The sequence below is a fragment of the Arthrobacter sp. LFS091 genome (assembly GCF_047977885.1).
GTDB lineage: Bacteria > Actinomycetota > Actinomycetes > Actinomycetales > Micrococcaceae > Arthrobacter.
In genome coordinates, this window is sequence record NZ_JBFPFP010000012.1 from 1 (window position 1) to 23,487 (window position 23,487).

Below are 23,487 nucleotides of genomic sequence, written 5' to 3' on the forward strand. Positions count from 1 at the left end.
TGGCTGGTGGCCGCGGCGAAGTGCTTGTTCTCGCGGAACCTTGCGGTGGCGCCGGCACCTGAAGCGGCGGCGGTGGCCTGGGTTTCTACTGTCATGATGACTCCTTTGTCTCTGAACGTTTCAGCCATGCTTGCCCGGCCGCCGGTAAAAGCAGGCTCTTACGGGAAGGGTTACATCGCTGCTTATTGATCAAGGTAGAATTTGAGTTTTGTTTCACGGAAAGAATTATTGGACTCATATTGAAAGTTTTTCAATATGATTCTGTTAAACTTCGACCGTACGTTGCTCGAAAGCGGACGGATTCATGGCGAGCTTGTTGATGTAATGTCCGGCCTACTGCCGGCATCCGTATGGCATTAGGGCGGCTTCAGCTCTGTTGAGGGCTTGATCGAGTAAATCCCCGGTTAAACGACAACCTAAAAGCGTCGGGATCCGAGAGCACAATCAAATTTGTTCATTGCTGTCGTTCTGGTGAATGCGTCTTGGTCTTCCGGTGACTTTACGTTTGCCAATTCGAACGGCTTTTAGGTAGTAGCTGTCTTTTGCCGCTTTCGACGCCCGACGGACATTATTTCGTCGCGGAGGTTACTTTGCCAGGGTTGTACTTGGTCAACTAAACCAGGACATCAAACAGCATGAACGCTCGGTAAGGATGAAAAGGCTGCCTCGATAGACCGGTGTCTCGCCTGGACCATAGGAAGGGTTTCGGGATGGGTAACGATGTACAGCGAGCCACTGCGAATGGCGTCCACCACCATGTCACCGACGTCCTCGGGTTCAAGCCGCCGGAGGGGAGGAAGGCGCTTTTCATTGTTGCTTTCCGCCTCCGGGTCTTTGTTGCCGGGACGATTTACTGCGTTCTTGTTGATATCAGTATTGACTTGGGCGGGAACCAGTACAGATGCTCCAACGGCTGACCCCTCTTCGGCCAGCTCGCCCGCCAGCACTTCAGTGAGTGCCAAGACGGCGAATTTGGAGGGCGCATAGGCACCCATCCAAGGGCCCGTAATGATCCCCGCCATAGACGACACGTTGACTAGGTGACCGCCATCCAAGTTTGCCTTCAGTAAAGGAAGGAAAATTTTGGTTCCTAAAATTACGCCGAAGAGGTTAACCTCCAACACCCACCGGAAGTCTTCAATAGTCAACTCATCGATAGGAGCCATTGGCCCGACCCCCGCATTGTTAATCAGGATGTCCACCCGCCCACAGGTGTCTATGACATAATCCGCAAGAGCGCGAATGGAAGCTTCGTCAGTCACATCGGCACGGAACCAGAATGCTCCGATTTCTTCTGCCGATTCAACTAGCGGCCCTTCATCGGGGCCAGCGATCACCACCTGGCAACCAGCAGCGACAAGTCGTCGGGCCACGCCCTTGCCGATCCCCGAAGCACCGCCCGTTACTACTGCGACCCGACCAGTCAGGTTCTCCAACCCGCTCATGTTTCTCTCCTTATCAATACGAACTAGTTATGGTCCTACTTTGTGTAATTGTCTTTAGAAGGCCGAGACCTCTTGTTTTCGAGTGGGTTGGATACCCAATTGCGTCCCAATGACATCGGCGATTACGGCACGCCAGTCGGCTGAAAACGTCTAATGGGCGACGACGTTGGCGGTTATGAGACCGCGCTCCAGAAGCTGGTCAGATAGGAACTTCGCAACGATGTCCTGCATCTCGGTTGCCTGCGGGATGACCGCCGTAAGTGGGAAAACTGCGTGCATCTGCCCTGGAATACGGTGCGTCACAACCGGTACGCCGGAAGCTTCCATAGCGCGCCCGTAGTCTTCCGCCTCGTCGCGCGTGGGGTCACATTCGACGGTGATAATGATCGCCGGAGCAAGTCCTGCGAATGATTCTGCGCGCCCTGGGGCCGCATAGGCCGTTATTTCGGCCCCCGAAAGATAGGCCGCCCATATGGCATCACCCGCAGCAACTGTGAGGAACGGCCCATCGAAGAACTCATTCTTGGAAGCGGTCTGTGCCTCGGGGTCAATGGCAGGGTTGACGAGCACCTGGCCAAGCAGGTCGATGCCAGCGTCCCGTGCACGGAGTGCGGCAACGGCGGCGAGGGTAGCGCCGGCGCTTTCGCCCATGACCATGATCCGTTCCGGATTGCCCCGGAACGCACCGATATTTTCGACAGTCCATTGCAGTGCCGCGAACGTGTCGTCAGTAGCGGCAGGGAACGGGTGCTCGGGAGCTAGACGGTACGCAGCAGAGACGACGATGGCCCCAAGCTTGTCGGCCAGCTGTCGACAAGGAGCGTCCGCGACTTCAACAGACCCAGCCACCCACCCCCCACCGTGGTAAAACACCACCACAGGGAACGGACCATCGCCATCAGGAATATAGATCCGCGCATTCGGATCCTCTACTTCAATGACTTGGAGGTCAGGGCCGGGAACCTGCATTTTCGTCATAGCACCGACCAATGCACGCATCTCTTCCGGCGTGCAATTTTCGAGCGGTTTTACCCCCTGGTTCAACATGCCAGCCAGAACCGCCACAGCCGACGGGTGCAGGCGAACGAGCGGAGGGATCCTCAACGGTGCGCCACCGTCTAATGCGAAACCGGCGAATGTCCGGTCCTGGACCTGATTGAGGATCGCCCGATACATCGGTGTCCCGCCCGCAAAGTAGTAGGCCGCCCGTGCCTTACCTGGAATATTGTCGCCGTTGAACCACGAGTTGGTCGCCTTAGGCACAAGTGTCATGTTGAGCATCCCTGTAACCAGCGCATCCCAGGTCTGCTCTGCTTCCGCGGATGCCTCGATGGTCTTCGCCCCGGATTTTAGAGTGTGGGATATAGCCTTGGTAGCAAAATCGACATGATCCTCGATCGCCAGAGGGCTGTTGTACTGCGCTGCGGCGCTTTGGGGTCCGTTAATCATGAAGAGGTTTGGGAAGCCAGCTGTGCTAATACCGAGATAGGTGGCGGGACTTCCCCCCCACTTATCCTCAAGGCGAATCCCTTCCCGCCCGATCAATCCGAGGTTCAGCTGGGGGCGCGTAAATACGTCAAATCCGGTGGCGAGGATGATCAGATCAAACTCGTAGTGGGCAGCAGTGGTAGCGATCCCTTTGGGCGTGATTTCCTCAATGGGCGCCGAACGCAAATCGACAAGATCCACGTGCGGGAGATTAAAGGCTTCGTAATAGCCCGTTTCAAAAGGGGGCCGTTTCGTAGCGTACGGGTGGTCATCCGGGCACAGCAGTTCCGCCGTGGCCGGGTCGTTGACCCTCTCCCGTATGCGACCCCGGATGTAGTCGGCAATGGTGTCGTTGGCACGTTCATCGAAATACAGATCGGTGAATGTTGAGGCAAGCATGCGGAATCCGCCTTCAGCCCAGTTCTTGTCATAGACGGCTTTGCGTTCTTCCTCGGATACCTCGAGGGCCGATTGACGGGCCGGTTCGTAAGGAACGCCCAGAAGGCTCTGCCGCGAACCTGCGCGGAGCTCTGCGTGATTTTTTGCGTTCCATTCCTGCCGCTCCGGTTCAAGTTTTTCGTTGCCAAGGGGGGCAGCGAAATTGGCCGTCCTCTGGAAGACTGTCAGGTGCGCGGCCTGGCGTGCGACTTCCTGAATGACTTGGATGCCAGTCGAGCCTGTACCCACAACCGCAACGCGCTTGCCTGCCAAGTTGACCTCATGATGAGGCCAGCTGCTCGTGAAGTACAGTTCACCCTCGAAGCTGTCCGCGCCTGCAAACTCGGGCTCTTTGGGCACTGAAAGCCCACCGACGCCCGAAATGACGAACCGTGCGGTGCATGTGGAGCCGTCTTCGGCCGCGACTTGCCAACGCGAATTATCCTCGTCCCAGATTGTTGATGTGATCCGGGTTCCAAAGCGGAAGCTACGGCGGACGTCTAGCTTGTCCGCTACCCATTCTAGGTACGCGAGGATTTCGGGCTGGGACGCGAACTTCTCCGTCCACTTCCACTCACGCTGCAGCTCTTCAGAGAACGAATAAGAATAATGCACGGACTCGAAATCACAGCGTGCTCCCGGGTACCGGTTCCACCACCAGGTGCCTCCGACGCCGCCGGCAGCTTCGAACCCCTGAACGTCCAGCCCCAACTCATCGCGCAATTTGTGGACACTGTATAGTCCTGAAAATCCGGCTCCGATCACCACAACGTCGTGATGTTTGGTCATTTGCTAAATCCTCTCTGTCGTCGGCTGGGAGGTGCTCACACGAATACCTGGTGAGACGAGGGGCAAGACCCTCGAATGTGATCCCCGCCATGGACTACATTGACTGAGGGAACGCACGACGTCTTCGGACGTTTGACTGACAAGAACAGAAACAATTGACCATTTGGCGAATCGGAACGTGTCATTTCCATCAATGCCCAGAATCTGGCCGTGTTAAAAGGGGACGGCACCGTGGTGGTGCTCGTGGCGACGGGATAGCAACGCAACAGGGGAGGCTTTAGTAAGTACATGGCCGCAGGCGTATACCCGAGCTCTGCCGCCTCGGCGCCGTTGAACTCGCGAAAGCGACAGGAAGCATCAGATGGCCCCACTGAGTCATGCCCTGACACTGGTTCCCGTCGGGTTCCCCAATTAATTAACTGGCTCATCACATTTGAGGGTGTAGTTGTCGTATGAATCCGACGGTCTCGAGTAGCGATAAGCGATGTAGTTGGCAAGGCTTCGTAGGCCGACGACGGAGCCCCGGAGGTTTTGGAGCAAGCCATTGAGCGCTTCGGTGGGCCAATTACTGGTGCATAGATTCAGCGGCCGTAGCCGGGGCGACCCCGAAGCAATTAAGGTTCGATGCCAAAGCTTTTTGGGCCCACTACCCGATCCTCCACGTATCCATCTTGGACGTTCCCAGCAATAACTGGAACAGGAAAACCATCAGATAGGTTAGGTACGGACTTGCTGAGCACGTAAGGTGACGTGCCGCATGGCGGAACGCCGACTCCCAGCCCCGCGCGGATTGGCCTAGCTTGATAATGACGCCCATGCAGGGTTCTGCCCCCACCATTCCCGAACGCCGGGACGACCATTTTTGGAGCCTCAATTATGACCACACAGCTGCAAGTTCCGAGCTACACTACTGACGCATTTTTCGGACTGGAGGACAAATGGCTCGAGACCGCTGACGGCGAGCTTACCCACTATCACGAACTCGGCGAGGGTACTCCCATCCTTTTTCTTCACGGGTCCGGCACCGGAGTCACGGCAGCTGCTAACTGGTGGCTCAACCTTCCGCAGCTCGCGGAACAAGGGCGGTGCATCGCAATTGACTCCATCGGCTACGGCCAGTCCGTGGTTGCTGAAGGAACGCAGTATGGCATCCGGGAATGGGTGCGCCATGCCGTCCGCGTCCTTGATGCACTCGGCATCGAAAAGGCGTGGATCGTGGGCAACTCGCTGGGTGGGTGGCTGGCCCTTCAATTCGCCATCGATTTCCCCGAGCGCCTGTTGGGCGTCGTCTCGATGGGTACCGGCGGCGCCAAGCTGACGGGCGCTCTGGCTGGCCACTCCAAGCCAGACCTTTCGGAAACCGGCATCCGCAAGACCTTGGAATTGTTCGTTGTGGACACGTCTCTGGTCACCGATGAACTCGTCTCATTGCGCTACCAAGCGGCCATGAACGACACGGCCTCAGACCGCTTGGCGGAGGTGGTTGCCGCACGCGACCGCGATCGAGAGGAGCTGCCGCTCGACTTCGATGTGCTCTCCAGGCTGGAGATTCCTGTCCTGCTCATTCATGGTGTTCAGGACGTTGTCATTCCTGTTTCGCGTACCTGGGAGCTGCTGAATGTCATCCCCACCGCCGACGCGCACATCTTCAGCCGGTGCGGGCACTGGTCACAGGTCGAACGTGCCGAAGAATTCAACACGATCATCAAGCAGTATTTGGCCGCCCGCGGTGTAACCCCCTAAGCAGAAAACCTCTGATGAGCTGTGGCCGTCTCCCGGAGGAGGCGGCCACACGTCATTAGGTGGCATATGCGCCGACACGGGAAGGGCCGGGCTGCTAAACACTCATAGCCCTACTGGGCGGTTGTAAATTGTGGCACCTCGGGGGCAGTCGTTGTTAGGTGAAAGACAGCTCGACCACCCAGGCTCCGGAATCCGTGGTCCACGTCCCCAGGGAACCGGCCGAAGTCGCCCGTGCTAAGTACCAGCATCTCGTTCTCCGGCCCTGTCTCCAACCGCCCTTCGATGACATACACCTGGAACAGCGTTCCCGGGCTTCGGGCCGGAACAAGCTTTGCGCGATGGCTTCGTTCAACTGTGACGACCTGCGTGTGGACGTAGCCGGTTCCGTAGATCCTGTCGAGGCTTCTCTCTTCGCCCAACGCGGTCCGCACCCAGGCGGCGTCACTGGCGCGGGAGACAGTTGTCTTGGTTCCCCACTCGGTCACCAATTTACGGAAGCTAAGACCCAACGCTTCGCCAATGGCCTCCAGTGTCCCTACTGTGGGGTTTCCTTCGCCCTGTTCGATCTTGGATAACGTCTGCTTCGAAAGGGAAGCCTTCCGGGCCAGATCCCCAAGGGTGAGGTTCCGCTCTGCACGGAAGCGACGGATGTTGCGGGAAACAAGATCATTGATAGCCACATCACTATTGTCACTTATAAATGACGAAAAGTCATGTTTGACATACCCTGGGGGGAGTTGCACACTGGAATTGCCGGCTATAGAGGGACGGGCCCAATTCAAGGGGTTCTGCTCCCGGGACGGGCCGCCCCAGCGTTGGAGGAAACTATGGCATCCAGTGTTGCTGCCACAGCTCGTGATGATCGTGCCGCCGTAGATAAGGCCATGGCCCTATTGAGCGTGTTTGGGAATGATGCACTAACCGGCGTCGGTGTCAGTGAGCTTGCACGCCGGTCGGACATGTCCAAGTCGACAGCATTCCGGGTGCTGGCCATGCTGCAGCGCAGCGGTGCCGTCGAGAGGGCCGGAAACGCCTACCGGCTCGGCAAACTCATCCATGCTCTCGGAGCCAGCAATGAGACCGCTGCCCACGGCCGGATCCGGGATGCACTGACACCCTACTTGGCAGATCTTTACGAGATGAGTCGCCAAACTGTCCACCTCGCGGTGCTTGTAGGCACGGACGTGGTCTATCTGAACAAGCTCTATGGTCACCTTCAGGTCCGGAGTCCCTCACGCATCGGCGGCCGGGCTCCCGCGTATTGCACAGCAGTGGGGAAGGTTCTGCTGTCTCATAACCCGGACGCTACAGAACAGGTCCTGGGGTCGGAAATGGCAGCGTGGACTCCTGCGACGATCACTGATCCGGATGCCTTCCGGGCCGAACTCGCCACAATCAGGAAGGCTAATCTGGCGTTCGACCGCGAGGAAATTCTCACAGGGCTCAACTGTATTGCAGCACCCATCATGGGGTCCGATGGCCGGCCCGTGGCCGCGATGTCGGTTTCGGGACCGGCCGGAAAGTTTGCCCCGGAATCACAGGCTAGTGCACTGCGGAAGGTCTGCTACGCCGCGGGCCGTGCTGTCGCCGCAGCAAATGCACAGCGTCAGCACCAGCTCCGCTTGGTCCGGGGCGCCTAGGTGTACTGTCCCGGTACGTTGGTGACACGGGGTGGGAATTGACATAGTGAAGAGAGGACCTCCGGGTGTTGTGTGGAGCCTCGAGAGAAACACAGATACCAGGAGGCCCTCGTGTCCCACTTCAACGCGATCCTTGCCCCTGCCGGGCGGTTGAAGCTCGCTCAATGTTTGGCCCGGTGGTTCAAGCGTAACGTCGAGCTCGGAGCTGCTGAGATGCATTACCTGCCCAGCCGGCAGTTGAGATGCTCACACTGCAGTGCCCTACGGACAGAACAACCGGTCGATGGGCTGCGAACCCCCAGGCGCTTGGGGCCGGCAAAAATTGCATACCACCTGCACTTGAACATCTCCACAGTCCATCGCATCCTCCACTGCTACCACTGCCCGCGGCTGCGCTTCACGATCCTGCAACCGTGGCAAGGGTCCGGCAGGAACGAGTCCGCCGCTATGGATCGGCCTGGCCCGGTGAAGTGATCCACGTTGAGGTGAAGAAACGGGGCAGGACCCCGTACGGTGGAGGCCACCGCAGCCTGGGAAGAGTAGCCGGGGATGCGAACAAACGAGCGCGGAATCTGGTTGAAGGCGCCCGCAGGAACCGGGGGCTGCTTCGGGGTTTCACGTCTATTCACCATGCTGTCGATGACCACTCCCGCTACGTCTACTCAGAGATCCTGCCTGACGAGACCAAAGAAACCGCCGCCGCCTTCATGCGCAACGCGATCGCCGCGTTCTCTGCCAACGGGGTTGAAGATCCAGCGTTCTACCAGGACTTCATCGAGCACTAAAATCAGGCCGGGCCTCACGCTGCACTCAAAGGAGCCTCACCCGCCAGCCGCGCCACAAGCAACCGGGGTAGTACCCCTAAGGGCCACTGACCAGGGACGTGTCTACGAGGTGGGAATATCGTCCAGATGCCGGGAACTTTCCAAGACCGCGTCCGGCTCGGCAGCGAGCAACGATACGGAACCGTCCGGAAGATCAACGTCCAGAACGTACCGGAAGCCGGCCCTTTCACCGCGGGCAATTCCGGGAACATCCCCCGCCCTAACCGCCAGGACCAGGCGCCGGCAGGCGGGATCACTCGCCATGACTTGCTCGGAAACCAGCTGAAGGGCTGCGGCGCTTGTCTCTGCGTCAGGTATGAGGAGCCGGTCCCGCGCTCCTGCAGGGTATGCTGCCCCGATTGGATGTGCGACAGTAAAGACCACGCGCACCTCGCCCGCCAGCTTATTGTACTTTGTCACCTGGTAGGTGGATTCACGGCCCTCGGGCGCGTCGGTCCGGACGCACTGCCAGGACGACGGCAGTGGCTCGGGCCACTTCAGCATGTCGACTTCGTCTGTGGACATTTCCGTTTACCCTTCGTCCTTGACGAGCTGCCTGATGCTGTGTCTGTCCAGCTTGCCCGAGCCGTTGCGGGGGACGGACCCGGTGAGGACCAGCCGCTTCGGGAGCTTGTAGCGGGCGAGGTAGTTGCTGGTGAACTCCCGCACTTCTTCTACGGTGGGCACAAGGCCATCCTTGCAACTCATCACTGCAACTACACACTCGCCCCATTGGGAATCGTCGACTCCGACGACTGCCACGTCCAGGACGCCGGGGTATTCCATCAAGGCACGCTCCACCTCGGCGGGATAGACGTTCTCGCCGCCGGTGATGATCATGTCCTTAAGCCGGTCGACGATGAAGAAGTACCCTTCCTCGTCGACGTATCCAATGTCACCCGTGCGGAACCAGCCCTGGTGAAAGGCTGACGCTGTAGCTTCAGGGTTGTTCCAGTACCCGGGCGTAACGTTGGGGCCCCGAACCCACAATTCTCCCGTCTCACCCGGGTCACTGACGTCCTGAAGGGAAAAGGGATCAACGATACGAACATCGGAGTATGGCATGGGGATACCGCATGAACCGGCCTTGCGGTATGTCAATTCGGCAGGCAGATAAGTGGCGAAGGGGGATGTTTCCGTCAGGCCCCAAGCCTGCTGCACAGCTACGCCCTTTGACTCGTACTGTTTCAGTAGAACAGGCGGAACAGGGGCGCCCGCGCATATCAGTGCACGCAGGCTGGAGATGTCGTGCAGCTCGAATTCGTCCGTCTGGTGCATCGCCGAGAGTTGGGCAGGCACCAAGAAGGCCTGTGAGATGCCGTACGCCTCGATGTCTTTGAGTGTCCGTCTCGGGTCGAAGGTCCGGCGGACCACCGTTAGTCCGCCGCGGACCATCAGCCGAATGGTCAGAGCATTCAGAGCGCCGATGTGGAACAGCGGCGCAACCACCAGATTGGCATCCCCCCTCCGAGTGTCGACGAGTGAGTCTACGTTCACCGAGTTCCACCAGATGTTTCCGAAGGTCAGTTGGACGCCTTTAGGTTCACCAGTGGTGCCTGAAGTGAACATAAGGATGGCAAGGTCATCTTCATGCGCCGGGGCTGGGGTGACTGGTTCCACTGCCGCTCCAGAAGCCAACAAGGCACTCAGCGGAGTCCAATTGTTCGGGACCTCCCCGTGCAATGGGGCAGCGGCGTCGTTATCCACAAGAACAAGTTCGAGGGCGCTGCGGTCGATTCCGTCTGCTCGGTCGATGACTTCTTGGTGTGCGGGCTCAACGATGAGAAGTCGCGGGGTCGATTTGGCTATAAGACGTTCGACTTCGCGCGGTGCCAAACGGAAGTTGAAGGGCTCAAAAATGGCGCCCACCCACCAGGCCGCCATCATGGTTACCAAGAAGGTACTACTGTTCAGCCCGAGGTATGCGACGCGGTCACCGCGCCTGACGCCGCGGCCGACCAAGGCTCGGGCCTGTTCTTCGATCGAGGCGGCCAAAGCCGCATAATCGAAGCTCTCATCTTCGTATATCAGGGCAGTCTGACCAGGGAAATAGCGGGCCTGCCGGAGGACGCCGGTGACTGGATTGATGTCTACTTCGTTCGTCACAGGGTGTCTCCTCCTGCAGCCGTGGCTCCGAAGCCCCTGACGGCGATGCCACCGTCGGCCGGGATGATGGCGCCGGTGATGTTACTGGAATTAAGGCGTGACCCCAGCAGGACGTAGGATCCGGTGAAGTCACGGGGATCGACCGATGCGTCGTGCAACGGAATCAGGGGGTTGTTGCCGGTGACTTCTGAGCGGGCGAAAGAATCGGCGATGGAGCGCTCATTCAGGCCGATCGCCTCCGGCCCGCGGAGGTCAGTGTTCATTCCCCCTACAGCTACGCCGTTGACCCTGACTTTTGGCGCCAGCTCGTATGCGAGTTGTGTCACCAAGCCACGGCAGGCGAACTTGGACGCGGTGTAGATGGGACCGCCACCAGCTGAGTGGAAGGACGCGTTAGACAAGGTCATCACAATCGATCCGCGGGACTTGACCAGTTCGCGCCAGGCCGCTTCGACGGTCAGAAGATAGCCTTTGACGTTGATGGCGAACAGTTCATCGAATGCCTCGGACACTTCTGTGCCGCTGAGCCTCGTAATGGATCTGTTGTAGTCCCAGATGCCTGCGTTAGGAACCAGGACGTCAAGCTTGCCAAAATTATCGACGGTTTCCTGCACCGCCAAATGAAGTGAATCGGGATCTCGGACGTCGCCGGCTACTGGGAGAACCCTGTCTCCGGCGCCTGATTCTTCAGCTACGACTTTCAGCTTGTCATAATCCCGGCCGAACAGGGCAACAGACGCGCCTTCGGCCAGAAAACGTTCGGCCACGGCCCGGCCGATGCCGGATCCGCCGCCTGTAATAAGGGCGACGTCACCGTTGAGCCATCCCGCGGAGGCATTTCCGCTCATGTTTACCTCACTGTCATGTGGGGCAGCCAGCTAAGGGCTGCCCAGAATGGGTTGGTTAGAAGAATGTGGTGAGATTTTTCGCTTGGAGGACGTTGGCGTCAAAGAGTAATTCGCGTTGGGCCACGCGAAGGCTGCCGTCTGCTTTGACCCTGATGACGTCCGTGCGGCCGCCGGCGTAGATGTCCGTTTCCGTCTGGAGCCGGTTGCGGTATACCAGGAACGCTGAACGGACGGTGAGCTGGTCCGGTCCGCTGTGACGGACGGTCACGTTGGACACGAGGTGTCGTGTCCGGGAGGGCGGGTCCTCGGCCCAGGCCATGCCGGAGTCGTATCGCCGGATGCGCCAGGCCAAGGAGTCCTTGGTTTCATCAAAATATGCGGCTTCCCCGCGGGCTCCAATGGACAGGGCAGCCTGACGGCGAAGCCGGTTTGTCCGCAATGGCGCCCAATATGTAAGGTCCTCATCGAAGATTTCCAGCCAGTCCGCAAACCGGCCGTCGTCGAGAAGTTCAGCCTCGTAGAAGTAAAACTGTTGAACGCGGTAGGCAATCTCGGCATCGGCCAGCCTGCCCTGGATTTCGTCTACGGCCGTGGCGGCAGCCGCGGCTACAACATGTTCTGTCATGGTTCCTGTCTCGCTTCCTGCATTGGAGCGGGTGCTGCTACTTCGTGAGCTTTTTTAGGTCGACGGCAGGGTCAGCTAATTTCTGGGGGTCCACGAGAATCCTGCGGTCGATGAGGCGCCGTGCGGCCCGAACGGACATGCCTCCGTCGATGGCTGCGCAGCCGGCCAAATAGCCGTCGGGATCGAGCCGGAAGAACACGGAGGGCTTTCCATCCTTTTCCCTCACTACTGTGGTGCCCTCGCCTGTCATATTGCCGACGCCCTCGATGTGCACGCCGTGACGGTCGGACCAAAACCAGCTCGCGCCGTGCTTGGGCAGGTCCTGCCCCAGCAGCGCGGCAGCGGCCGTGGCGCCCGTGTTGAGGGCGTGCTCCCAATGCTCCGCACGGCGAAGCAACGTGCCATCCGAGCGGCGGATACGCGAACTGTCACCGACTGCGTAAACGTTCGGATGGGCGGTGCGCTGGGACTCGTCAACAATGACGCCATTGTCCGTCTCGAGCCCGGCTTCTTCGGCCAGCCCTGTTTCGGGAATGATGCCGATGCCGACCAGCACCGCGTCGGCATCGATCCTTTCGCCTGACTCCATGGCCACGTGGTGCCCGGCGCTGTCCCGCGTAATTGCGGTAGGGACCCCTGTTACGACACTTACACCGCGCTCCGGGTGCATGTCGTGCAGCAGTCGTGCCAATTCATGGCCGACCGCCGGGACGAGTGGCGGGTCCACGGGATCGATAAGGACAACTTCAACACCGAACGGCAGTGCGGAGGACGCAACTTCGGCGCCTATCAGGCCAGCCCCTATGATCGCCAGTCGGGCCCCGGGCTTCAGTACTGAGCGCAGGCGGTCGGCATCCTCGCGCGTCCTTAGTTCCAGCAGAGTCTCCAAGTCCCCGCCCGGTATGCCCAAGCGCCTGGCAGCGCCTCCGGTGGCAAGAACAACCCGGCTGCTGGTGATCTCGCTCCCGTCCTCCAGAACCACGGTCGCCTCATCCGGCCTCAGGGCCGCAGCGTGGCCTGTAACCACGTCCACCTGGTGCTCTGCAAACCAGTCCGCGTGCGCCAGCTGTATGTCCTGAGCGTCTCGGGAACCCAGCAAGTAGTCCTTGCTCAACGGTGGGCGGTCGTAAGGAAGCCCGGCGGGGTCGATAATGGTCAGATTGCCGGCAAACCCTCGCCCGCGAAGCTCCTTCGCCGCTGTGAAGCCTGACATGCCGCCTCCAACAATGGTCACGGATTCCACAGGGGCGCCCACGATATCTTGTGCCATCAGGCGTCCGCGCTGACGTTCGGGTAGAGCAGAACATTTCCGCCGTGGACCTCGATTCGGTGGGTCCGAGCGGCGATTGTTGCGGGCATGCACAGCGCAGCCCCGGTTTTGAGGCAAAACTTAGCGGAATGGACAGGGCATTCCACCTCAGTCCCCTCAATCCACCCGTCCGCAAGAGAAGCGGTTTCATGGGTGCAGTTATCGTTCAGGGCGTAGAAGTTGCCATCCTCGGCGTGGAAGACCGCGATGTCCTCCTCCGTGCCGTTTTGGGCTGCGGGAATTACCTTGGCTTCGCCCTCATCTATGTCATCGACGGCCCCGATGCTGATGGAATCGCTCACTGGGTATCTCCTGAAATGTTGTTCCGCGTTGTGTTTTCGTGCCATGCCGGTTCGTTCATCAAAGCGACCCAGTGGCGGTAGAACGCCCGGCCGGCCGCGTCCGAGTATAGTTCGCTGGTCTGGCCGGGGTAGGTTCCGTCTTCGCACTCGCTTCCAATGCCCATTTGGAAGTTCAGGGGGACCTTGTTGGTCACGAAGCCGCCGGCGATGGCCTGGATCTCGGACCAGTTTTCGCCATCATCGGCTTCGAAAATCCCGGACGGTCCGAAGGTTCGCAGGTTGTAGAGCCGTTGGGCGTCCTTGACATCGTCGGGCATGGACTTATCCACAAGGATCCAGGCCCATACCTCTATTTTGTTAGGGCCCTTGGGGTGCCAGACGCGGATGGAACCATTGACCGGAAGGTAAGAAAACGACGGGAAAACGGTGGCATGGCCGGTGGTCATTGGTCCTTCAACGGACGCGTCTCCCAGCCGCTCACGCAGGGCGGGATAGTCGTAGTACTCGTGAACTGCCTTGGCATCGAAGCGTGATTTGGGATGCGTGGGGAAGCCTGCACCATGACCGTTTGGGGAGAGGTACTGGCGCCCGGGCGTCTCCGCGATGTCCGGCTTGGGACCACGGCCGGTCGGGGACATGACCATAAGAGCGGATGCGTGGGACATGTTGACGTGGTACCAGTCGGTGGCGAACTGCTCCGCTGCGAGCTTCCAGTTGCCTTCCAATTCCCACTTCATGACGCCGCCGATGACTTCCGTGCCCTCGGGATCACGGTCCAGCATCGCGTCCATGTAGTAGCGCATGTCTCCGAGGGTCTCCTCCAGCGGTTCTGCGTTGGGGTCCCAGTTGCCGAAAACCAATCCTTTGTAGAAGGCCAGATTGGGAACCTCGATGAGGCCCCAGTCCTTCCGTTCAAAGTCTTCGGGGTAGGCCTTTTCATTCGGCACGGACTGCAGGGCGCCGGCCAGGTCAAAGGACCAGCCGTGGTACGAACAGGTAAACATCTTCGTTGCCCCCGCGTCGGCGCGGCAAAGACGCACGCCACGGTGCCGGCAGGCGTTCAAGTATGCCCGGATATTCCGGCTCTTATCCATGGTGACGATGACAGGGTCTTCCCCCATAAACGTCGTGAAAAAGTCCCCGGGCTTGCTGAACTGACTCGTGTGCGCCAGGAAAAGCCAGGTCCGGGCAAAAACCCGACGCAGTTCCTGCTGGTAAATGCCCGGGTGCGAGTAAATGGATCGGTCAATCAAGCCGCCCTCTCCATCGATCAGTGTGGAGACGTCCATGTTGGTCGTCATGGTCCCCGGACGAGCCATTTTGCCGATGGCGGGATTGGCGTTCGAGGGACAGGACTCCGTGGTGGTCATGCGGGGACCCTTCGTTCAATTAGGGGCGGCGAGGTTCTTGGATCAATAGGACACCGTTGCCGCAGGGCATATCTACCCGGCGTGCCGAACATCGGAACGGGCCGGACTGTCAATCATCGGAACTTTCTCGACATTTTCACCGGGACGAGTTGTTCCGCACCTCTGGTGCTCATCCCTGTTCACCCCCGTAACATCCAGGTGCTTGCCGTTGGCCGCGAGCGGGCCAGGGGCAACCCTTATTGCTGCAGAACACGTCAAGGAAAAACGGGGCTCCGTGGGTTCCATCGCAGCCAGGCGGTCCAGCCGGATCGATCGCCACCTTGGCCCTATGCCTCCTCGCCGGACCCGACACCGCTTTTCTTTGGTGAGGCGGGCACATCCGATGTTTGCTGTCCGCGGCCCTAGTGGTCATCGGGCTACAGACGCGCTACCGGGTTAGAATGCGGCCCCACCACGACACCACCGACCAGGCCCGGGCATCTAAGGGCATTTGTGTTCCGTCTACCGGCACCCGCCCTCACAGGACGGCCGCTGGCGTCGCTAGCCTGATTTCAAACCCTTCCCCAACTTTTAGGAGCGACCAGATGGCTCACCCCGCCTCCCTTGAGGAATTCACCGCGTTCGTCGACAAGTTCACTGCAAAGCGCGGATTCGATGACATTGCCACTACGTTGGGCATCGAGCCGCACGCTGTGACAGATTCCACCATCAGCATGTCCATGCCACTCCAAGACTCACTTGCCCAGGTCTCAGGCATGTTTTCCGCAGCAGCGCTCTTTGGCGCCGCGGACATCACCGGTACCTTGCTTGCCATGCAGAACTACGCCGGCAGCGGCCAGTTCCCGCTTGCCGTGCAGTCGAACATGAATTTCATGTCTAATTCCAAGGCATCCCCCGCGATCGCCACAGCCCGCATCCTGCGCGGCGGCAACACCGTAGCCGTAGCTGAAGTGTCGGTCAGTGACGCTGATGGCAAGCAGCTTCTGCACTCCACATTCACCTACGCCATCAAAGACCGCACGCTGGGCAACAAATAGCTACTCGTGATCTTCCGTCCCGCCCTGCGGAACGCTTGCCAGACGAACCACTAAGCGCAGGAGTGCAATGGGACTTAATCAATTCGGACGACTACACGCATCCAAAGGAGTTTCGTCATGACCCATGCCCTGGTGTGCATGTCACATACCCCTCTGCTCGAATACGCCAACCCGCCAGCGGACGTCAAAGCAGAAGTCGAATCAGCCTTCAACCAAGCGCGCGCTTTCGTAAAGGATTTCGACCCTGACCTCGTTGTTAACTTCGGCCCCGACCACTACAATGGATTTTTCTACGACCTAATGCCCCCGTTCTGCATCGGCTACGAAGCCCACGGAACGGGCGACTACGATTCCTTTTCAGGCAAACTGGTCGTCCCCACAGAGGTCGCTGAAGACCTCGCCCAATACGTTATCGACCAGGACGTCGATACGGCCATCTCCCGCCAGATGGAAGTCGACCACGGCGCAGTCCAACCCATGGAGATCCTGTACGACGGCGATGCTGCCGCTAAACCCCTGATTCCGATCTTTATCAACTCTGTCGCGCCGCCTTTCTCCAAGGTCCGCCGCGTGCGCCAGTTCGGCACCGCGGTCGGCGAGTACTTCAAAAACTCCGATAAGAAAATCCTGTTCATTGGTTCGGGTGGGCTTTCCCATGACCCGCCTGTTCCCCAGATCGCCACCGCCACCGCGGAACAGCGCCACCTCCTCACCAACGGCCGTCACCCCACTCCGGAAGCCCGCGCGGCGCGTCAGGAACGCACGATTGCCACAGCGAAAGCCTTCGCCCGTGGTGAAGCCGACATCATGGATCTGAACCCCGAATGGGACCGTGCGTTCCTTGACGTTTGCCGTTCCGGCGAAGTCTCCGGCTTCGACGCCTATGACCCGCATGAGATGAACCGCGTGGCAGGGCATTCCTCCCACGAAGTCCGCACCTGGGTAGCGGCCTACTCAGCCCTGCGGGCCTGCGGCGAATACGAGGTCACCTACGAGTTCTACAAACCCGTTAAGGAATACATCGCGGGCTTCGGCGTTACGACAGCGGTGCTGCGCTAATGACAAACCAATCCGCCCCCCTCAGCGATACGAACGCTCCTGCCACCGATCCGGTCCGGACCAGAAGGGAGCAGCTGGCCCACTTTGGGCAGGACCTGCTGGAAGCGACCGAATCCCTCACCCCGATAGCCCCCCTGCGAAACCGGCTGGAAGGAATGACACTGGCGGATGCCTATCACGTGCAAACCGTCCAGTTGGACCATCACACTGCAGGCGGACGCGTGCTGGCCGGCCGAAAGGTTGGGCTGACCTCCCTGGCCATGCAGAAACAGTTGGGTGTCGATTCGCCCGACTTTGGATTCTTCTTCGAGGACATGGTCTATGGCGATGGCGCGAACATTCCTGCATCCGCTTTTATTCAGCCCAAGGTGGAACCGGAATTCGGTTTCGTCCTCAAAGAAAAGCTACAGGGCCCCGGCGTTACCGTTGAGCAGGCTGCCGCTGCCATCGATGCCATCTACCCGGCCATCGAGATTATCGATTCACGCATCACCGATTGGGATATCAAGCTGGTGGACACCGTGGCAGACAACGCCTCCTGCGGCGCGATCGCTGTCGGTGCAAAACCGCTCGACCTTGATCCCTCGGCGCTGCTTGACACTCTGTGCTCGCTCGTGATCGACGGCGTTGTGACCGGCTCCGGAAACGGGGCGGACGTCATGGGTAACCCGGTTGCTCCGCTTGCCTGGCTGGCCAACGTCCTTGCCGACGAGGGCGTTGCCCTTGAAGCCGGTCAATTGATCCTCCCGGGCTCATTCACCAAGGCTGAGCCCGTCACTGCGGGCAGTACGGCCGTAGCGGACTTCGGACCACTCGGCTCACTGACCATTCACTTCACAGACTAAGGACCCCTATGGCAAAGAAAACAGCCGCCATTGTCGGCTCGGGAAACATTGGCACCGACCTGATGTTCAAAATTATGCGCCGCAGCAAGAACCTCGAGGTCAAGTACATGATCGGCGTCGACCCGGCCTCAGACGGGCTGGCCCGGGCCGATCGGCTGGGCATCACCACATCCGCAGAGGGTGTGGACTGGCTGCTGGCCCGGGACGAACTTCCTGACTTCGTCTTCGAGTGCACCTCAGCCAAAGCCCACGAAGCCAATGCCCCCAAATACAAAGCCGCGGGAATTCACGCGATCGATCTCACCCCTGCCGCCGTGGGACCGTACCTGTGCCCGATGGTGAACCTGGACTCGCTCGAAGATGTCCTGAACGTCAACATGATCACGTGCGCGGGCCAGGCGACCACACCGATCGTTGCCGCCGTGTCCTCCGTGGTCCCCGTCGAGTACGCAGAAATCGTTGCCTCCATTGCCTCCAAGTCGGCCGGTCCCGGAACTCGGGCAAACGTAGACGAGTTCACCGAAACCACCGCCAAGGCACTTCAGGAAGTTGGTGGCGCCAAGAAAGGCAAGGCCATCATCATCATCAACCCGGTCGAACCGCCCATGATCATGCGCAACACCATCTACGCCGCGATCCCGGCTGAAGCCGCCGAACCTGGGGAGCTGCAGGACAAGATCCGTGCAGCCATTGACAGTGCAGTCGCTGAAATCCAAGACTACGTTCCCGGCTACGCGCTTCGTGTTGAGCCGCAGTTCGACTCGGCGCGCGATGACTGGAACGGGAACGGCAGGGTGGGTGTCTGGGTTCAGGTCAAGGGTGCCGCTGACTACCTGCCCGAATACGCCGGCAACCTGGACATCATTACTGCTGCGGCCACCCGCACAGCTGACCTGCTGGCTGAGCGCATGGACGCAACCATTTCTTCAACACCTGTAGGAGCATAACCATGACCGTGACCCAGAACCTGAGCGTCCGGCTGACGGACACCACCCTTCGGGACGGCTCGCACGCGATGAGCCACAGATTCACCGAGCAGCACGTCCGTTCAGTGGTCCGTGCCCTTGATGACGCCAAAGTCGAAATCATCGAGGTTACGCACGGCGACGGCCTGGGCGGTTCTTCCTTCAACTACGGTTTCTCCCTCACACCGGAGCTGGACCTGGTGCGCACCGCCGTTGATGAAGCCCGGAATGCTAAAATCGCGGTGCTCATGCTCCCGGGCCTGGGCACCATCCACGACCTTAACCTCGCTCATGATGCCGGCGCTTCCGTTGCTCGCATCGCAACCCACAGCACCGAGGCTGACGTCTCTATACAGCACTTCCAGCACGCCCGCAAGCTGGGCATGGAAACCGTGGGCTTCTTGATGCTCTCCCACCGCACTACCCCGGAGAACCTGGCGAAGCAGGCCCGGATCATGGCTGATGCAGGCTGCCAGTGCGTCTACGTCGTGGACTCGGCCGGAGCCCTGATCCTTGAAGATGTCTCTGCCCGCGTCTCGGCACTTGTCGCCGAACTCGGAAACGACGCCCAGGTAGGCTTCCACGGCCACCAGAACCTCAGCTTCGGCGTTGCAAACTCCGTCTACGCCGCCCGCGCGGGAGCTAAACAGATCGACGGCACTTTGCTCGCCCTCGGTGCCGGCGCAGGAAACTCACCCACGGAAGTCCTCGCCGCAGCCTTCGAACGGCTCGATATCCACACCGGGGTAGACGTCCACGGCGTGATGTCTGCAGCCGAAGATGTGGTCAAGCCCATCATCATCCGCATGCCCATCATGGACCGCGCGTCCATCATGCAGGGCTATGCCGGCGTCTACTCATCCTTCCTCATCCACGCCGAACGCGCCGCGGAACGATACGGCGTCCCCGCCTGGCAAATCCTTGAAGAAATTGGCAAAGCCGGCTACGTCGGCGGCCAGGAAGACATGATCGTCGACGTCGCCGTACAGCTTGCATCCGGCGCCAGGGTCGCCTAGTCCCGTAAACGAGTGGCTGGCTCGATAGCAATTTTTTACGGGATGGTGTTGCCTCGGCCGCGGGCCCAAGCAGAGCGCTACCTCAGCGAACTGCGAACCGTCGTCGCTGAATTCGGCCTAGCGTTACTCGACTGACTGCATTTCAGCGACGAAGCGTCCAAGATGCTGACCAAAGATAATCCCAGACAGCGACCCACCCGCATCTTCGATCGCAATGCTGAGCTACAAAACGCTTGGACTCTGATCACGAGGCGGCGGTTCCCGGGGCTACTTCCACTCCCGTGGTTTGAACGCCGATAACCGTGATTCCGTAAAGCTACGGCCGAGGCCGGTAGGGGAGCGGGTCACTCCTGCTTGGCGTGGCGCAGGTTCTGGTAGACGGTTTCCCTGCTGATTCCATAGTTACGCGCAAGTAGGGCTTTCGGTACACCGCTGACGGCGCGCTGGAACAGTTCGGCGGCCCGTTCTGGTGTGAGGGTCTTTTTACGTCCTTTGTAGGCGCCGCGCTACTTGGCCAGGCGATACCTTCCCGCTGGCGTTCCCTGATGAGTGAGCGTTCGAATTCAGCGAAACACCAAGATTCTGGCGGACTCCGGCTGTTCGATGTCCCGTGCCTTGACTCGTTGCTGGATTTGATCGACGGTTCCTGCACCCCCGAGACTGACTTGCCCCAGGGCTTTGCCGGTGCCGATCACGTGTGCGTGACCGTCGACGAAACCGGGCACTACGAGCCGGTTCTCAAGGTCAATGATTTCGGCATTTGGGCGCAGCCGCTGTGCAGTGAAAGCGTCCCCCACGTAAAGGATCCGTTCGCCCTGGACAAGCAGGGCCTCCGCCCACCGCCGGGTGTCGGAGCTGAAGATGCGGGCGTTGATGTATAGCTGCGTGCTCACGCGGTGTGTTCCTTGCTGTTCGTTTGCTCGTTCCCCGCCTCGTCTAGGGCGTACCCCACGTCCAGCAGCAGTTTGTTGTCCCGCTCATGGCGTTGGTCGTTGTCAGGCTCTGGCCAGCTGGACAACTTCACAGTGACAGAGTCGGCACTCGGATCAACCCAGAGGTACTGCCCATGGATTCCGATACCGGTCACGATGCCGCGCTCGTGCCCTGTGCACCACCACTGTCTGGTATACGAACCGTGCGGATGGGTAGCAATAAAAGAGGCTCCGACCATCGCGTTCCGGTCTCCGCCTGCAAAGATCGCCTCGATCCAGTGCTTCGAAACGACCTTGCCGCCTGGCCCTTCGCCGTCCTCCAGCAACAACTGGCCCACACGGGCCAGGTCGCGTGCCGTACATGAAATCCCGCCGTTTGCGAAGCCGAAGCCCGAGGAATCGACGGTGATAGTGGCATCATGATCGGCATCGATCTTGGACCAGAGGTACTTCGATAGCGCTTCGGAGTAACGAAGCCCCGATACCCGTTCGATGATCCAGGCAAGGACGTCAGTGTTCGCTGAACAGTACTGGAACTTGCCCAGCTCACCGCCGCCCGTAAGCGTGGTCAAAAACGCGTATGTGTCATCCGGATCCTCTGCACGCGAACCGCGCCACCCGGAGGAGCGGTCGTGCGCCTGAACTTCGGAGGCTGGATCTTCGTAGTCTTCGTTGTAGATGATGCTGATGGACATGTCCAGCACATCCTGGACAGTTGGGCCGTCGAAGACGGAAGTGGAAAGTTCGGGAACATAGTCCACAACCTTGGCTGAAGGTTTTATGCTGCCCGCATCAATAAGCGCTCCAACAAGCAGGCCACACAAGGATTTGGACACGCTCATCAGCAAATGCCGGTCGTCAGGACCGAAGCCAGGACGGTAGTACTCGGCGATTACCTTCCCGCGTTGCAGGACAAGGAGAGCATCGGTGTAGGACTCTTCAAGGCGCTGCTGCAGATCGGGCATCACGGACGCCAGGTGGTTGAGTCGGACGGTTGGAGATTCGGGCGATGCCGGATGGCTGCGGGCGATCGTCGCCGTAGGGAGGATTTCGCCCAGATGGGAGAACGCCCACCTGTTGTTGGGAGCCTCCTGCCAGGTGTCCAGTGTTGGTTGGCCTGCCTGCGCCCCCGGGTAGCGGGCCGGGTGCGGTCCAGTGGCTGCGACGGCAACGGCATTGGTCACGCGGCCACCCCTTTCTGGACGGCACCTTCTGTGCACCGGCTAGCGAACGCCGAGCGCGTGCCCAGGACATATGTCACCGAGGTGACAACCAAGGAAACCGGCACCGAAAGGTCAACGTTGCCCATGGCCGTCGCCAAAGGACCGGTGTAGAGGCTGCTAGTCACAAACAATGAAGCTGCGGTGCCTCCGAGAACGACGGCAAATATGCCAGGAAGATTCCAGCCGCCCGTGTACCAGAACGGCGCCCCTGCTCGTTGGTCAAACAGTTCATGTCCGGCGTAGCGGTTACGGCGGAGGATGACATCAGTGGCAAAGATGGCCATGGTAGGCCCGGAAATCAGGACCAATAACTGCAGCATCAGGTTAACGGCTTCCAGCAGGCTCGTTGACATCACCAGGTAAATGGTTAGAGCGGTGCCAATTACACCCACGACCACCGCTGCCGGGATGCGTCGGATGGGGATTCCAATCGACTGAAATGCCATGCTCGCTGTGTAGGTGGTCATGCCATTGAGCGCGATGGTGTTAATAATGACGCCCACCACGAAAATCGGTCCGAGCCAGGACGGCAGCAGGGCCAGGAGCGCCGACTCGATACCCAGATCCATCGCTGCCGCGTCCACGCCAGTGGCCAGCAGGGCACCGACCGCTGTAAAGAACGTGGCCGGGAGAATTCCGCCCAGCGCGGTTGCCGCGATGATGTGGGATGGCTTGGTCGAGCGCGGCAAATAGCGTGCCATGTCAGGGCTGTTGGAAAACGAAAGGGGAGTGGAAGCAAGGATAGTGAAGCCAATGCTTATCGCTGCCCACAGCGGGATGCCCTGCAGTGGCTCGGATGGGGTGTAGCTCCAGTCGGCGTGAGGCAGAATGAAAGCAGTTGCCAGGAGGAAAATCACAAGCAGAATTACGGAGACCACGGCGTAGCTGCGGATGATCAGGCCATGGCCGAAAACCGCCACCAGGACGGTAACTGCAGCCACGATGATAGTGACGAGCACCGGTCCCAGGACTGGATCCGTGAAGCCAAGCTGTGTCAGGAGTTCTGCGCCCATGAATGACGATGCAAGCCAATTGAGCGCCAGGAAGACGGAAGAGAGAAACCAGCCGCAAAACGCGACAACAACCCTGTTTCCACGGATCCCATAGATCGCTCGGGTGATAACCGAACCGGAAGTCCCTGCTGCTGGGCCGCTGATGGCCACCAGGCCCGTGAGGATCCATGGAATGCCGCTGGCAACAATGACCAGGAAGGCCTGCCAAAGCTCCATTCCAAGCAGGATCATGGTCGCACCCATGGTGAAGCTCAGGAGACTGACGTTCGGCGCTGCCCAGACCGAGAAGAGGTCTCGGGCCCGTCCGCGGCGTTCAGCTGAGCCAATAAGTTCAATGCCCCGAGTCTCCGGCCGGTTCAATGCATCGTGGTGACTGACTAAATCAGTCCTAATGGGCTGGGACATGCTGTTCCTCTCAAGAAGTTGTGACACGACGATGCGGCCGCAATCATCAGCGCTGTTGGTCGTTT

21 protein-coding genes and 1 pseudogene are annotated in these 23,487 nt (G+C 59.7%); 8 read left to right on the forward strand and 14 right to left on the reverse strand.

Going from position 1 to position 23,487, the window contains the following annotated elements; all coding sequences use genetic code 11:
* Positions 1-626: 626 nt before the first annotated feature.
* Positions 627-1,445 (reverse strand): SDR family oxidoreductase, encoded by an 819-nt coding sequence (locus ACNQOP_RS19255; protein WP_284987912.1) that lies wholly within the window; start codon positions 1,443-1,445, stop codon positions 627-629.
* 150 nt (positions 1,446-1,595) lie between these two features.
* Positions 1,596-4,160 carry a flavin-containing monooxygenase gene (locus ACNQOP_RS19260; protein WP_284987911.1) on the reverse strand — a complete coding sequence of 855 codons (2,565 nt, stop codon included), beginning with the start codon at positions 4,158-4,160 and terminating at the stop codon, positions 1,596-1,598.
* An 876-nt stretch (positions 4,161-5,036) separates the two neighbouring features.
* Between ACNQOP_RS19260 and ACNQOP_RS19265 the strand changes: the two genes are divergently transcribed.
* The gene (locus ACNQOP_RS19265) at positions 5,037-5,903 is read left to right on the forward strand and encodes an alpha/beta fold hydrolase (RefSeq protein ID WP_284987910.1); all 867 of its coding nucleotides are present in this window, start codon (positions 5,037-5,039) and stop codon (positions 5,901-5,903) included.
* 110 nt (positions 5,904-6,013) lie between these two features.
* Here the strand turns inward: ACNQOP_RS19265 and ACNQOP_RS19270 are convergent, their stop codons facing one another.
* Positions 6,014-6,583, reverse strand: coding sequence for a helix-turn-helix domain-containing protein (locus tag ACNQOP_RS19270; protein WP_284987909.1), 570 nt, complete (start codon positions 6,581-6,583; stop codon positions 6,014-6,016).
* 147 nt (positions 6,584-6,730) lie between these two features.
* On the opposite strand from ACNQOP_RS19270, the gene ACNQOP_RS19275 reads away from it, so the two are divergent.
* Positions 6,731-7,543 carry an IclR family transcriptional regulator gene (locus ACNQOP_RS19275; RefSeq protein ID WP_284987908.1) on the forward strand — a complete coding sequence of 271 codons (813 nt, stop codon included), beginning with the start codon at positions 6,731-6,733 and terminating at the stop codon, positions 7,541-7,543.
* A gap of 413 nt (positions 7,544-7,956) precedes the next feature.
* Positions 7,957-8,328: a DDE-type integrase/transposase/recombinase gene (locus tag ACNQOP_RS19280; protein ID WP_284987907.1), complete on the forward strand. Its 372-nt coding sequence runs from the start codon at positions 7,957-7,959 to the stop codon at positions 8,326-8,328.
* Between the two features lie 102 nt (positions 8,329-8,430).
* Here the strand turns inward: ACNQOP_RS19280 and ACNQOP_RS19285 are convergent, their stop codons facing one another.
* The 7 genes from ACNQOP_RS19285 to ACNQOP_RS19315 are packed head-to-tail and all read right to left on the reverse strand — an operon-like array spanning position 8,431 to position 14,927.
* Complete coding sequence (locus ACNQOP_RS19285) at positions 8,431-8,892, reverse strand: hypothetical protein (RefSeq protein WP_416405479.1); 462 nt, start codon at positions 8,890-8,892, stop codon at positions 8,431-8,433.
* Positions 8,893-8,898: 6 nt separating this feature from the next.
* Positions 8,899-10,473 carry an acyl-CoA synthetase gene (locus tag ACNQOP_RS19290; RefSeq protein WP_284987905.1) on the reverse strand — a complete coding sequence of 525 codons (1,575 nt, stop codon included), beginning with the start codon at positions 10,471-10,473 and terminating at the stop codon, positions 8,899-8,901.
* Positions 10,470-11,321 (reverse strand): 3-(cis-5,6-dihydroxycyclohexa-1,3-dien-1-yl)propanoate dehydrogenase, encoded by an 852-nt coding sequence (hcaB, locus tag ACNQOP_RS19295; protein WP_284987904.1) that lies wholly within the window; start codon positions 11,319-11,321, stop codon positions 10,470-10,472. Before hcaB ends, ACNQOP_RS19290 begins: the two co-directional genes overlap by 4 nt.
* Before the next feature lie 55 nt (positions 11,322-11,376).
* Positions 11,377-11,946, reverse strand: coding sequence for an aromatic-ring-hydroxylating dioxygenase subunit beta (locus tag ACNQOP_RS19300; protein ID WP_284987903.1), 570 nt, complete (start codon positions 11,944-11,946; stop codon positions 11,377-11,379).
* Between the two features lie 37 nt (positions 11,947-11,983).
* A complete protein-coding gene (locus ACNQOP_RS19305) occupies positions 11,984-13,216 on the reverse strand; it encodes an NAD(P)/FAD-dependent oxidoreductase (protein WP_284987901.1) in 1,233 nt (410 codons plus the stop codon).
* Positions 13,216-13,557 carry a bifunctional 3-phenylpropionate/cinnamic acid dioxygenase ferredoxin subunit gene (locus ACNQOP_RS19310; RefSeq protein ID WP_284987900.1) on the reverse strand — a complete coding sequence of 114 codons (342 nt, stop codon included), beginning with the start codon at positions 13,555-13,557 and terminating at the stop codon, positions 13,216-13,218. The genes ACNQOP_RS19305 and ACNQOP_RS19310 overlap by 1 nt, the downstream gene beginning before the upstream one ends.
* Positions 13,554-14,927, reverse strand: coding sequence for an aromatic ring-hydroxylating oxygenase subunit alpha (locus tag ACNQOP_RS19315; RefSeq protein WP_284987899.1), 1,374 nt, complete (start codon positions 14,925-14,927; stop codon positions 13,554-13,556). The genes ACNQOP_RS19310 and ACNQOP_RS19315 overlap by 4 nt, the downstream gene beginning before the upstream one ends.
* Positions 14,928-15,511: 584 nt before the next feature.
* On the opposite strand from ACNQOP_RS19315, the gene ACNQOP_RS19320 reads away from it, so the two are divergent.
* The 5 genes from ACNQOP_RS19320 to dmpG all read left to right on the forward strand — a co-directional run bounded on the left by ACNQOP_RS19320 (position 15,512) and on the right by dmpG (position 19,849).
* Positions 15,512-15,964 carry a PaaI family thioesterase gene (locus tag ACNQOP_RS19320; protein ID WP_284987898.1) on the forward strand — a complete coding sequence of 151 codons (453 nt, stop codon included), beginning with the start codon at positions 15,512-15,514 and terminating at the stop codon, positions 15,962-15,964.
* A 117-nt stretch (positions 15,965-16,081) separates the two neighbouring features.
* Entirely contained in the window at positions 16,082-17,023 is a 942-nt protein-coding gene (locus ACNQOP_RS19325) for a 3-carboxyethylcatechol 2,3-dioxygenase (protein WP_284987897.1), read from the forward strand.
* Complete coding sequence (locus tag ACNQOP_RS19330) at positions 17,023-17,868, forward strand: 2-keto-4-pentenoate hydratase (protein ID WP_284987896.1); 846 nt, start codon at positions 17,023-17,025, stop codon at positions 17,866-17,868. Before ACNQOP_RS19325 ends, ACNQOP_RS19330 begins: the two co-directional genes overlap by 1 nt.
* An 8-nt stretch (positions 17,869-17,876) precedes the next feature.
* Positions 17,877-18,815, forward strand: a complete 939-nt coding sequence (locus tag ACNQOP_RS19335) for an acetaldehyde dehydrogenase (acetylating) (RefSeq protein WP_284987895.1) — start codon at positions 17,877-17,879, stop codon at positions 18,813-18,815.
* Positions 18,816-18,817: 2 nt separating this feature from the next.
* A complete protein-coding gene (gene dmpG, locus ACNQOP_RS19340; RefSeq protein ID WP_284987893.1) occupies positions 18,818-19,849 on the forward strand; it encodes a 4-hydroxy-2-oxovalerate aldolase in 1,032 nt (343 codons plus the stop codon).
* A gap of 344 nt (positions 19,850-20,193) precedes the next feature.
* On the opposite strand, the pseudogene ACNQOP_RS19345 reads toward dmpG, so the two are convergent.
* The 4 genes and pseudogenes from ACNQOP_RS19345 to ACNQOP_RS19360 form a co-directional block, all read right to left on the reverse strand.
* Positions 20,194-20,420 (reverse strand): annotated as a pseudogene (locus ACNQOP_RS19345) (helix-turn-helix domain-containing protein); the annotation flags it as partial.
* Positions 20,413-20,742, reverse strand: coding sequence for an amidohydrolase family protein (locus ACNQOP_RS19350; RefSeq protein ID WP_416405481.1), 330 nt, complete (start codon positions 20,740-20,742; stop codon positions 20,413-20,415). The pseudogene ACNQOP_RS19345 and the gene ACNQOP_RS19350, both read right to left, overlap by 8 nt.
* Positions 20,739-21,965: a serine hydrolase domain-containing protein gene (locus tag ACNQOP_RS19355; protein WP_284987892.1), complete on the reverse strand. Its 1,227-nt coding sequence runs from the start codon at positions 21,963-21,965 to the stop codon at positions 20,739-20,741. The genes ACNQOP_RS19350 and ACNQOP_RS19355 overlap by 4 nt, the downstream gene beginning before the upstream one ends.
* Complete coding sequence (locus ACNQOP_RS19360) at positions 21,962-23,422, reverse strand: purine-cytosine permease family protein (protein WP_284987891.1); 1,461 nt, start codon at positions 23,420-23,422, stop codon at positions 21,962-21,964. Before ACNQOP_RS19360 ends, ACNQOP_RS19355 begins: the two co-directional genes overlap by 4 nt.
* Positions 23,423-23,487: the final 65 nt, after the last annotated feature.

Excerpts from the sequence above, each read along its gene's own strand:
- dmpG (WP_284987893.1), top strand. The coding sequence starts at position 18,818 with ATGACCGTGACCCAGAACCTGAGCGTCCGGCTGACGGACACCACCCTT.
- ACNQOP_RS19330 (WP_284987896.1), top strand. The coding sequence starts at position 17,023 with ATGACAAACCAATCCGCCCCCCTCAGCGATACGAACGCTCCTGCCACC.
- ACNQOP_RS19305 (WP_284987901.1), bottom strand. The coding sequence starts at position 13,216 with ATGGCACAAGATATCGTGGGCGCCCCTGTGGAATCCGTGACCATTGTT.
- ACNQOP_RS19335 (WP_284987895.1), top strand. The coding sequence starts at position 17,877 with ATGGCAAAGAAAACAGCCGCCATTGTCGGCTCGGGAAACATTGGCACC.
- ACNQOP_RS19265 (WP_284987910.1), top strand. The coding sequence starts at position 5,037 with ATGACCACACAGCTGCAAGTTCCGAGCTACACTACTGACGCATTTTTC.
- ACNQOP_RS19325 (WP_284987897.1), top strand. The coding sequence starts at position 16,082 with ATGACCCATGCCCTGGTGTGCATGTCACATACCCCTCTGCTCGAATAC.
- hcaB (WP_284987904.1), bottom strand. The coding sequence starts at position 11,321 with ATGAGCGGAAATGCCTCCGCGGGATGGCTCAACGGTGACGTCGCCCTT.
- ACNQOP_RS19255 (WP_284987912.1), bottom strand. The coding sequence starts at position 1,445 with ATGAGCGGGTTGGAGAACCTGACTGGTCGGGTCGCAGTAGTAACGGGC.
- ACNQOP_RS19260 (WP_284987911.1), bottom strand. The coding sequence starts at position 4,160 with ATGACCAAACATCACGACGTTGTGGTGATCGGAGCCGGATTTTCAGGA.
- ACNQOP_RS19320 (WP_284987898.1), top strand. The coding sequence starts at position 15,512 with ATGGCTCACCCCGCCTCCCTTGAGGAATTCACCGCGTTCGTCGACAAG.
- ACNQOP_RS19315 (WP_284987899.1), bottom strand. The coding sequence starts at position 14,927 with ATGACCACCACGGAGTCCTGTCCCTCGAACGCCAATCCCGCCATCGGC.
- ACNQOP_RS19275 (WP_284987908.1), top strand. The coding sequence starts at position 6,731 with ATGGCATCCAGTGTTGCTGCCACAGCTCGTGATGATCGTGCCGCCGTA.
- ACNQOP_RS19300 (WP_284987903.1), bottom strand. The coding sequence starts at position 11,946 with ATGACAGAACATGTTGTAGCCGCGGCTGCCGCCACGGCCGTAGACGAA.
- ACNQOP_RS19360 (WP_284987891.1), bottom strand. The coding sequence starts at position 23,422 with ATGTCCCAGCCCATTAGGACTGATTTAGTCAGTCACCACGATGCATTG.
- ACNQOP_RS19285 (WP_416405479.1), bottom strand. The coding sequence starts at position 8,892 with ATGTCCACAGACGAAGTCGACATGCTGAAGTGGCCCGAGCCACTGCCG.